The organism is Flavobacterium pectinovorum (genome assembly GCF_900142715.1).
GTDB classification, from domain to species: domain Bacteria; phylum Bacteroidota; class Bacteroidia; order Flavobacteriales; family Flavobacteriaceae; genus Flavobacterium; species Flavobacterium pectinovorum.
Window position 1 is genome coordinate 410,396 of the sequence record NZ_FRBX01000002.1, and the last position, 11,423, is coordinate 421,818.

Annotated in this window: 3 protein-coding genes; 1 reads left to right on the forward strand and 2 read right to left on the reverse strand. The window is 29.4% G+C overall.

Annotation, left to right across the window (positions count from 1 at the left end; translation table 11 throughout):
• Position 1: 1 nt before the first annotated feature.
• Both BUE22_RS08420 and BUE22_RS08425 read right to left on the reverse strand, forming a co-directional pair.
• Positions 2-3,685 carry a T9SS type A sorting domain-containing protein gene (locus tag BUE22_RS08420; protein ID WP_073394563.1) on the reverse strand — a complete coding sequence of 1,228 codons (3,684 nt, stop codon included), beginning with the start codon at positions 3,683-3,685 and terminating at the stop codon, positions 2-4.
• Between the two features lie 238 nt (positions 3,686-3,923).
• Positions 3,924-9,386, reverse strand: a complete 5,463-nt coding sequence (locus BUE22_RS08425; RefSeq protein WP_073394564.1) for a leucine-rich repeat domain-containing protein — start codon at positions 9,384-9,386, stop codon at positions 3,924-3,926.
• Between the two features lie 408 nt (positions 9,387-9,794).
• Here BUE22_RS08425 and BUE22_RS08430 point away from each other — a divergent pair, with 408 nt between their 5' ends.
• Positions 9,795-11,411 (forward strand): S8 family peptidase, encoded by a 1,617-nt coding sequence (locus BUE22_RS08430; RefSeq protein ID WP_073394565.1) that lies wholly within the window; start codon positions 9,795-9,797, stop codon positions 11,409-11,411.
• The last annotated feature ends 12 nt before the right edge of the window (positions 11,412-11,423 follow it).

The following is an 11,423-nucleotide window of genomic DNA, read 5'->3' on the forward strand; positions in this document are numbered from 1 at the left end:
TTTATTTTTTTATAATTTTAATGTATTCTGGAGTTTCGAAATAGATTTTGGCGGCATAAATTCCTGAAGGCTGATTTTCAAGATTTAATTGTGCTTTTCCGTTTTCGATATTGTAAACTTTAGTCGAAACTAATTGACCTCCAAAATTGTATAACTCTATTTTAACTTCATTTTTGCTCGTTGGAATTTCAACTTCAAACTTTCCGGATGTTGGGTTTGGATATGCTGATAAAATACCTCCAACTTCCAAAACACTTACTTTTTTAGAAAAAGTACCTTCGCAGGCTTTTGCTGTTGCAACCTCTATTAATCCGCCTTTTTCTAAGTTTACATTAAAGTTTGTATCAGTTGTCTGAAACTGTTCTGAACCATCAACATATACTGTAAAAGGAGCAGTTCCTTCAATAATTTCAACTTGTACATTTTTAGAAGTTACGGTTGATTTTCCTGCAGCAGAAGCAGCTTTATTAATTGTTACATTAAAGTTTTGTTCAAAAAATTCGTTAGGAATAGTAATTGCAATAGTGTAGTTTCCTGGAGTTAAATTGGAATAATTCAAAGCGTTATTGGTAAACGCTAATGTTTTTCCGTTAATTTTTGCCTCATAAGCATAAGTTTCTTTGGCAGTGATATTTATTTGGCCATTATTTTCACCAAGACAAGTTTCTCCTTTTGCCTCTACAGTAAAATTATTTGCAGGAAGAGTAAGAGGTCCGGCACAATCTTCAGAAAATCTAACGTTAGGATCTGCATAATAAGACCAGTTTGTTTTGGCATATTTAGCGTCAGTAACCTGAATACATTTTAAATCTGGATTGTTTTTGTAATTAGGAACATCAATATTGATGTAAAGTTCTTTTATGCCATTTTGTAAATTTAAACTGGTAAGCTTGTTATTGTTACAATTTACGTAACGTACCTTTTTGTTTTTTGATATATCAAAAGTAGTTAACTGATTATTGTAAAAATCAACATATTCTAACGCTAAATTATTTACAGTGTTTAAAACTGTAAGCTTATTTTTTGGAACCAGTAAATTAGATAATAAAAGATTTTTTGTTACATCTATTTCAGTAAGTTGATTTTGAAATAAATTAACCTCAGTTAATTTTAAATTTTTAGATAAATCAATAGTAGATAAATTATTATCACCAGCAGATAATTTTTTTAATTCAGGTAAAAACGTAACATCCAATTCATTTAATTGAAGCGATGTGCATTCTAATTCCTTAAGTTTTAAATTTTTAGAAATGTCAAAGCCAGATATTGTATTTGTACCACAAGAAAGGATTACCAGATTGATATTTTTTGTAACATCCAAACTAGTTAATTTATTATTTGAACAATTTAGATCTATTAAGTTTGTTGATGCAGTTATGTTTATATTAGTTAATAAATTACCACTGCAGTTAAAGTAAACTAAACTTGGTTTATTAGTTGTGTCTAATTCGGTTAATTTATTATTTTCAACATATAACTGCACTAAGTTGTTTTGATTAGTAAGATTAAGACTGGTCAATTCATTGTTGCTGCAAGCTAATAAAGCTAATTTGTTGTTTGTAACATCCAGATTTTTTAATTTATTACTTTTACAGCTAATTTGATCTAACTTTTTATTGTTAGATATATTCAATTCTGTTAGGGCATTGCGAGAAACATCTATATAATACAAATCTGTATTATTTGAAATGTCTAAAGATGTTAACTTGTTTGAAGAACAGTTCAAGTTATTCAACTTTGTATTTTTGCTAAGATCTAAATTAGTCAGTTGATTACCTTCACAGTATAATTGTGTTAATGCAGTATTTTTAGAAACGTCCAGTTTAGTGATTTTTCCACAACCGCCGCCATTGCTTGTAATACAGCCGTTTCTGCATTCTAATACCTCTAATGCAGTAAAATCTTCTATACCAGTTAAATCAGCAACTAGTGTTGGCTCAACTTTTAATGATTTTACAGCAGCAATTCTTGGAGTTAACACTTTTCCATCAGGTTCACCGGAATCGATACCTAACTCAATCAATCTTTTTTCAAACTCTTTATCAGGAATAAGTGTATATGATGGCGCAGAACACGCTGTTGAGGTATAATTAAAGTATAGATCTTTTTTTGTCCAGTTTTGTGTTGAATAATTTACATCGTCAACTTGTACGCAATACAAATTTGGGTTTCCTATTAAATTTATAGTTGTAATTTTAGTATTGTTACCGTTTTTTAAGTTTATTTCACTTAATGTGGTAGTGTATTGACAAATCACTGTATTTAAATTAGTGTTTTTAGATAAATCCAATGTTTTAATCTGACCCCAGTTGCAATTAAAATAATTTAATTTTAAATTTTTAGACACATCAATGCTTGTTAGCTTTTTTGTTCCACAAGAAATTGATGTTAAATTGATGTTTTTTGTAACATCTATATTTGCTATTTCTGTATCAGAAAAATCAACACGATCTAATAAAATATTATTAGACAAATCAAGAGTTGTCAATGGATTTATAAAACAGTTAAGCTGAAGTAAATTCAGGTTTTTTGAGACATCAATTGACGTTAATGAATTAGAGTCACAATATAAGGCGTATAGATTTGTATTTTTAGAGACATCTAAAGTAGTTAATTTGTTATTGCTTACGTTTAAAAGACTTAATCCTGTATTTTTACTAACATCAAAAGAAGTTACTTTTGTACCTGAACAAGTGAATGTTGTTAAAGCCTGATGTTTTGAAATATCAATTGTATCGATTAAAGTGTTATCTAAGGATAATTTTTGCAGATTAGGGTTGTTAGTTATGTTAATTACAGCTATTTTATTTTCTCCGCAATCTAATGTTGTTAGTTTTTTATTATTAGAAACATCTAAACTGGTCAATTTATTTATGGAACAATTTAAAGATATTAGGTTAGTGTTTTTAGAGACATCTAATGTTTTTAATAAACCATCAGCTTCTGCAGTGGGATAATAATAATTACCTCCAGTTGCAGACAATGTTTCCAGAGCTGTAAAATCCTGAATTCCTGTTAAATCAGAAACTACTCTGGTATCGACTGTTAATGATTTAACGGTTTGAATTTTCGATGTTAATACTTTTCCATCTGTTGCACCGCTGTCAATACCTAAAGAGATTAATTTTTTTTCGAATTCAATATCTGGAATCAAAGTATATTGCAAAGGAATATCCGCAACATCTACAACAGAAACATTGTCAATTAAAACTTCAGAATTTGCAGAGCCGTTAGCGTAGATATCTACTTCAATGTTTTCTGAAACAGTCGGGGTATAATCAAATTCAATTTTTCTCCACTCTGTAGAAGAAAAAGTAACATCAGATTTTTTAATTATTTCTTCTTTGAAAGTACTTGGTTTATGGTATAAACTCAAATCAACAGAAGACAAAGCTCCTCTTAAAATCTTATGGTATAAAGTTACACGATAGGTTTTGTTTGCCGTAACAGGAAAATATTCGCTGTTAATGTAATTGAAAGTTCCGGTAACAATACTTACATTGACACTTGATGAACCATTTTGAGCTGTTGTGCTCTGAGAAACAAATCCACTAAAATAACGATACCAATTGTCTGGCTGCGAGGATGAAGACCAAATTTCAAAGTTTCCATTTGGGACTAAATTGGTCTGCGCATAAAAAGAAAAATTTGCTAATAATAGCAACAAGAGTAGTTTTGTTTTCATAGATTACATTTATGGTTTTGGAAATACAAGAATACGAATTACAATTGGGGTTTTATTACGGGATCCCGTATTAAAAAATAAATAATTTTTTATCTTTTTGATTGTGCTTAACGTGTTGATTTAAAGATAAATCAACTGTAAAATATAGATGAGAAATGTTAGCTTAGAAGATATTAAAGTAAAAAAAGTCCCATTTTCAAGTAAATGAAAATGGGACTTTTTAGCTTAAAGAATTCAATTATTCTACTATGATTTTTTTAGCAGATGCTACATCACCATTGATCAGGTATATATAATAAACACCTTTTGGCAATCCAGATAAATTGATTGTATTATTTGTGTTATTTGGATCTAAAGAAAATGTTTTTACTAATTGCCCTAATTCATTAAAAACATTCGCTTTCTCTAAAATGATATTGCTAATATTTACTTCTCCATTTGTTGGATTTGGATAAATTGTGGCTTTGGTAAAAACAGTATCATCAACGCCTAATGTTTTACAAGTATTTGCATAAGTTGTAGTTGATTCTTTAATATTCGACCAATTTGCATTTGAATAAGCTGCATCATCAACCTGAATACAACTAAGAGTTGTAAGACCTAAAAAGGTAGTATATAAACCGGAATCAGATTTTTTTCCAGTATTTGATGGTAAAGCAAAGTTTTTATTATTTCCGTTTTGAATATTTAACGATATTAACGGATTAAAAATAACATGCGCCAGTGTAAGTTTTTTGTTATTAGACAAATCCAATGTCGTCAATTGATTTGATGAAGCGCTTAAATGTATCAATTCCGGATTATTTCTTAAATCCAGCGCTTTTATTTGATTATTATAGCAATAAAGATCTTCTAATTTGCTGTTTTTAGAAACATTTAGTTCAGATATATTATTTAAAGAACATTCCAAAGCTATTAAATTTGGAAGGTTTGAAATATTAATTGTTGTTAAGTTATTACTTCCGCAAAAAAGTATTTCAATAGCAGGATTTGCCGAAACATCAATATTGTTAAGTAAATTTCTGTCTGCAGCTACAATGTGCAGGTTTTTATTTTGAGATAAATCGATAGTTTTAATCTGATTTAAACTAAAAGTTAGATTATATAAGTCTTTATTCGAACTAACGTCTAAACTTGTTAATTGATTATCATGTAGTGACAACTTAGTCAGTAATTTATTTTGACTGACATTAATATTGCTTATTTGATTAAAATTACAGTCTAAATAAGTTAAGGCAGTAAATTTTTCAATTCCTGTTAAGTCTTTAATATTGCTGTTAGACAAATCAAGATAAGTAACTTTGCTAATATTTGAAGTTGCAATTTTTCCGTTTAGTCCGTCTGTATCAATTCCTAATGAAATTAATTTTTGTTCAAAATTACTATCAGGAATTAAGGTATAATTAATGCAGTCTAAGCTATAATTGGCCGTACCGTCTTTAAGGTCTAACCACTTTTGATTAGCATAAGTTTCATCATCAACAATAATACAAGTTAAATTAGAATTCTTTACAAATATAGAATTCAGATTTAAATTTTTATTGTTACCATTTTTTAAATTCAAACTAACCAAATTATTATTGCTGCAATCGATAAAGGTTAATGCTTTATTTTTAGAAAGATCTAAATAAGATATGTAACTTGAATTACAGTCTAATGAAATTAAAGCGGTATTTGCTGTCAGATCTAATTGATTTAAACCATAATTATTGTTAATTATCAGCGACGTCAATTTTGTATTTTTAGAAAGATCAACAGTACTGAATTTATTTGACGAGCAATTCAAAGATTCTAAATTTGTAAAACTCTGAATACCGGTTAAATCAGAAATAAAAGCAGAAGAAACATTTAAGGTTGTCACCGTATTTATACTCGAAGTAAGTACTTTTCCATTTATTCCATCTGTATCAATTCCTAAATCAATTAGTTTTTTCTCGAAATTAACATCAGGAACTAATGTGTAAGCTGCCTGACAAGGAGTTGTGCTGTAAACGGCAATATTATCTTTACTTGTTTTCCAGTTATAATTCGAATACACGGCGTTATCAACAAGAATACAAGTTAACTTTGGGTTTGACGTAAAATTAGTATCATATAAATCGATGTTATTTCCATTTTTTAAATTCAGACTTTCAAGCTGATTGGAATTACAATATAAAGTACCAAGTTTTGTGTTTTTAGTAAAATCAAGATTTTTTAATTGATTATTATCGCAACGCAAAGCGTTCATATCCGGATTGCTAGAAAGATCCAGATTTGTTAATTGATTATTTCCACAAATTAGTTCGTTTAATAAAATGTTTTTTGAAACATCCAGAGTTGTCAATTTATTTTTTCCACAGTAAAGAGAAGTTAATAACACGTTTTTAGACACATCCAGACTTGTTAGTTTATTATCTTCACAGTTTAAAAGTTCCAGACTTTTAAAGTCTTGTATACCGGTTAAATCTGAAATAGAACTTGAAATAATAAATAACTGAGTAATTGATGCAATACTTTTGGTCAGTACTTTTCCATTTTTCCCATCAGTATCAATTTCATATTCGATAAGTTTATCTTCAAAATTAGAATCAGGAATCAATGTAAAAGCAGTATCACAAAAAGTATCAGAATAAGTTGCTTCTTTATCTTTTTTCCATGTAACATAATTAGCAGTAGCCACGGCTGCATTATCAACCAAAATACAATTCAGGGTAGGATTGTATCCAAATGAAGCTCTTATTATTTTATTATTGTTTCCGTTTTTTACATTTATAGATTCAAGATTGTTAGTACTGCATTCAAAAATAGTCAAAGCAATATTTTTAGAAGCATCCAGGTTTTTTAATTTATTATCAGTGCAGGATAATTGTTTTAGCTCAAGATTACCCGAAACATCTAAAGTTTCTATTTTGTTCAAATTACAAAGAAACCATGTTAATGTCGTGTTTTTCGAAATATTGAGATTTGTTAATTGATTTGTAGAACAATTTAAATTAACTAAAGCCGTATTCTGAGTAACATCTAAAGCCGCTAATTGATTTTGAGAACAATCTAAATAAGTCAGCATCTTATTTTTTGACACATTTAAACTTGTTAGTTTATTTCTGTCGCAAGATAAAGTCGTTAAAGCAGTATTTGACGAAAAATCAAGATTTGTAAAAGAATTAGAATAACAGGTTAATTTTGTTAAAGCAGTGTTTTTAGAAAGATCCAGATTTGTCAGTTTGTTCGATGGAATGCTCAGTTCTGTTAAATTGGTATTTTTTGACAAATCGATCGTTGTCAAGATATTACCGCCGCAATTTAAAATATTCAAATCTTTAAAACTTTGAATTCCTGTAAGATCAGATATTAAGCTGCTTGCCACATTTAAAGAAGTTACACCCAAAACGCTTGATATGGCAATCTGACCATTTTTACCATCTTTATCAATGCCCAGTTGAATTAATTTATCTTCAAAATAAGAATCCGGAATTAAAACAGAGCAAGTAACTTCATTATAGCTTGCAATACTCTCTTTTGAATCTGCCCAATTTGTGTCAGAATAAGAAGCATTGTCTACTAAAATACAAGCCAGTTTTGGATTGTTTTTGAAATCAGGTTCAATCAGAAGATTGTTTTTTCCGTTTTTCAAATTCAGGTATTCAAGTTTATTTCTGTTACAATTTAAATTGATCAGAGTGGTGTTTTTTGAAAAATCCAATACCGCAAATTGATTGCCTCCACAGTCTAAAGTTGTTAAAACAGTATTCTTAGAAATATCTAATGATTTTAATTGATTCCCATTAAAATTAAAACTAAGCAGTTTTGTGTTTTTAGATACATTAATATTCAAAAACTGATTGCTTGCACAATCGAAATTAATAAGATTCACATTCTGAGAAACATCAATAGAAGTTAAATTATTATTGCTGCAGATTAAATCTGTTAATAAAGTGTTTTTAGAAAGATTTAAAAAAATCAGATCATTTTTATCACAGTCTAAATAAGTCAGATCATAATTTTGAGAAAGATCTAAAATACTTATACTGTTTTCAAAACAGATTAACTTTTTCAAAGAGGTAAAATTTTCAATTCCCTTTAAATCACTAATTGAACTCGAAGATACGTCCAGAGTTGTTATTGTATTAATACTTGCAGTAAGCACCTTCCCGTCGATACTGCCCGAATCAATACCAAGAGCAATTAATTTAGTTTCAAATTTAACATCTGGAATTAAAGTATAAAGATCGCAAGTAGAATGATTAAAATTTGCCGAAGCATCTTTCTTGGCTCCCCAATTTGCATCAGAATATGCTTTGTTATCTACCAGAATACAGCTTAAAGATGGATTTGTTCTTAAATCAATCGTTTTTAAAATAGTATTGTTGTTATTCTTTAAATTCAAATCTGTCAATTTATTATTGGAACAGTTTAAACTTTTTAAAGAAGAATTTAAGCTAAAATCTAATTGCGTTATTTGATTAGAAGCACTCGAAAAATTAACCAATGCTAAATTTTTTGACATATCAAGTCCAGTCAATTCGTTCGAATCCACTTTTAGATCCGTCAAAGCAATATTATTTTTAATATCCAGATTAGTTAGCTTATTTGAAGACGCATCGATATTAAACAATTTTAGATTTTGAGAAAGATTTAAATTTGTTAGTTGATTAGATGGACAATACAAAACTTGTAAATCAGCAAAATCTTCGATTCCCGTTAAGTCTGCAATAGAACTCGATGCTATATCAAGCGATCCAACTCTTGAAATATTAAATGTCAGTACTTTTCCGTTTTTTCCATCTTTATCAATTCCCTGAGCAATTAATTTATCCTCAAATTTTGAGTCAGGAATTGCTGTATAACCATAACAATTCGTACTAAAAACAGATGTAGCTTCTTTTAAACTTAGCCAATAACGATTAGAATATATTGGATCATCTACCTGAACACATGAAAGTCCATAATCTCGTCTTATATCAAAAATAGTAAAATTGACATTATTGCCGTTTTTTAAGTTTAAAGAAGTCAGAGAAGACACATCATTACATTTGAATGAAGTTAATTTTGGACAATTAGAAATATCGATGCTTTTGATTCGTGAACCTGAACAATCAAAAGTAATTAACTCCTTATTTTTAGAAAGATCTAATGCCGTTAATGTTGGATTCGAGCAGATTAGACTTTTCAATGCTGTATTACTAGTAACATCTAAACTTGTTATTGGACTAAATGAACTGTAAACATCGGTCAACAATACATTTTTAGAAATATCTATACTTGTAATTTTATTAGTACCAAAATAAAAGGTTTTTAAGGCAGTATTGCTAGTGACATCTAAACTAACTAACTCATTTTTTTGAAGATCTAACCAATTCAGGTTAATATTCTTTGAAAGATCAATTGTAGTTAACTTATTAGAGGAAGCTGACAAAGAGGTCAAAGCTGTTAATTTCGTAATATCTAATGTTGTAACGTTATTTTCAGCACAGCTAAGGGTTACTAAACTAACAAAGTCCTGAATACCTGTTAAATCAGTAATAGAACTATTATGTACATCTAAAACTGTTAATTTTGAAATTTTAGACGTAAGTACTTGTCCGTCAGTAACACCAGAATCAATTCCTGAAGAGATTAATTTTTTCTCAAAATTAATATCCGGGATCAGCGTATATTGCGCATAAATTGAAAAATTTGATAAGAATAGAAATAAAATTAAGAGTAAAGTTTTTCTCATATAGTTCTGGGTTATTAGAAAGTATCGTTTTTTGATTTAAATATATTTTTTTCTGCAAATTTGACAAAGCCGGAATTGTTGATCTTGCTTTAAAAATAAAAGCAGCATAAGTAGTTTTATACTACCAAATTGCATTTGATTTTAGGCAGTACAAGTATACAAATAAGAATTGAAGTTTTATTAGGTAAAAACGAATTGAAAAGATTAATTGAATTTAAGTTTACAAGCTGTATGGCTTGTTTTAAATTCCAACAAAAAGAGATAATGTAAATAAAAGCTTTCTTTTACATTAAAAAAGCATCTAAATTGCTACAAATAAATCATAACACAGTGTTAACAGTTAGTTTTTTGTAACAAAAAAGTATAATTTAGACCCATCTTTTAACTTTACATTTATAATATAGATACATGAGTCATATAAAACCTCTCAAATTATCTGCTTTTGCATTACTTGTTTTAGCAGGTTGCAGCGCTACTATGCAAGCGCAAGTTTCAACTTCTAAAGAATTTATTACAGCTCCTTTAGCGGTTGTTAAAAAAACTCCGGTTACCGAAAATGAATTAAAAAGATGGAGTCATCTTGATTTAATCAAAGATTCTATTCCGGGAATGAGTGTTGATAAGGCTTATGCCGAATTATTACAAGGAAAAACAGGTAAAAAAGTAATTGTAGGTATCGTTGATTCTGGTGTTGATATTGAGCACGAAGATTTGAAAGGAATGATCTGGACAAATCCTAAAGAAATTGCTGGTAACGGAATCGATGATGATAAAAACGGATTTATAGATGATGTTCACGGATGGAATTTCCTTGGAAATGCTGTCGCTGAAAATCTTGAAATGACCCGTATCATCAAAAAGAAAGATGACGGATCTGCTGAATACAAAAATGCATTAGCTCAGTATACTGAAAAATACGAGAAAGCATTAAAAGATAAAGAACAGGTAGATTTTTTATTAGATGTTCACGCAACGATTAAAAAAGAGTTAAATAAAACAACTTACAAAGTTGAAGATCTAAGCGCTATTACTTCTACAGACCCAAAAGTGACAAGAAGTAAAATGATCATGACTCAGGTTTTTACAAATGCAGGGCCAACTTTTGATCCTGAAGCTGATTTTGAAGAATACAGAGAACAAGTTTACGATCAGTTAAATTACAACTTAAATAAAGAATTTGACGGGAGAAAAGTTGTAGGAGATAATCCTGAAGACATTAAAGACAATCATTATGGTAATAATATTGTTTTTGGTCCGGACAAAGAAAAAGCACTTCACGGAACACACGTTGCAGGAATTATTGCGCAAATTCGCGGTAATAATTTAGGCGGAGACGGAGTTGCTTCAAATGTTGAAATCTTAACCGTAAGAGCCGTTCCTGATGGGGATGAGTACGATAAAGATATCGCATTGGCCATTCGCTATGCGGTGGATAACGGAGCAAAAGTAATCAACGGAAGTTTCGGAAAAAGCTTTTCTCCGCACAAACAATGGGTTTACGATGCCATAAAATATGCTAAGAAAAAAGATGTTTTAATTGTTCACGCTGCTGGTAATGACGGTTATAATATCGACGAAACAAAAAACATTAACTATCCAAATGATTCAGAAGATAACATCAAAGAATTTTCAGATAATGTAATTACTATTGGAGCCATTAATAAATCTTATGGAGAAAGCGTAATTGCTAATTTTTCTAACTTCGGAAAAATAAATGTAGATGTTTTTGCTCCGGGTGAAGAAATTTATGCAACCGTTCCAAACAATAAATACAAATACTTGCAAGGAACATCGATGGCATCACCAAATGCTGCCGGAGTTGCTGCTTTAATTAGATCATATTATCCAAAATTAAAAGCTTCACAAGTAAAACAAATTTTAATGGATTCAGGAGTTGCACTTCCTGGAACAGTTGCTTTGGGAGAAAATAGCGAAATAAAACCAGCAGCAGAGTCATCAAAAACAGCTAAAATGGTAAATGCTTACAATGCATTATTAATGGCTGAAAAAATGTCTAAAAAATAATACCATAAATAT

Bases quoted from the DNA above. Each gene is read 5' to 3' on its own strand.
- BUE22_RS08420 (WP_073394563.1), bottom strand. From the start codon at position 3,685: ATGAAAACAAAACTACTCTTGTTGCTATTATTAGCAAATTTTTCTTTT.
- BUE22_RS08430 (WP_073394565.1), top strand. From the start codon at position 9,795: ATGAGTCATATAAAACCTCTCAAATTATCTGCTTTTGCATTACTTGTT.
- BUE22_RS08425 (WP_073394564.1), bottom strand. From the start codon at position 9,386: ATGAGAAAAACTTTACTCTTAATTTTATTTCTATTCTTATCAAATTTT.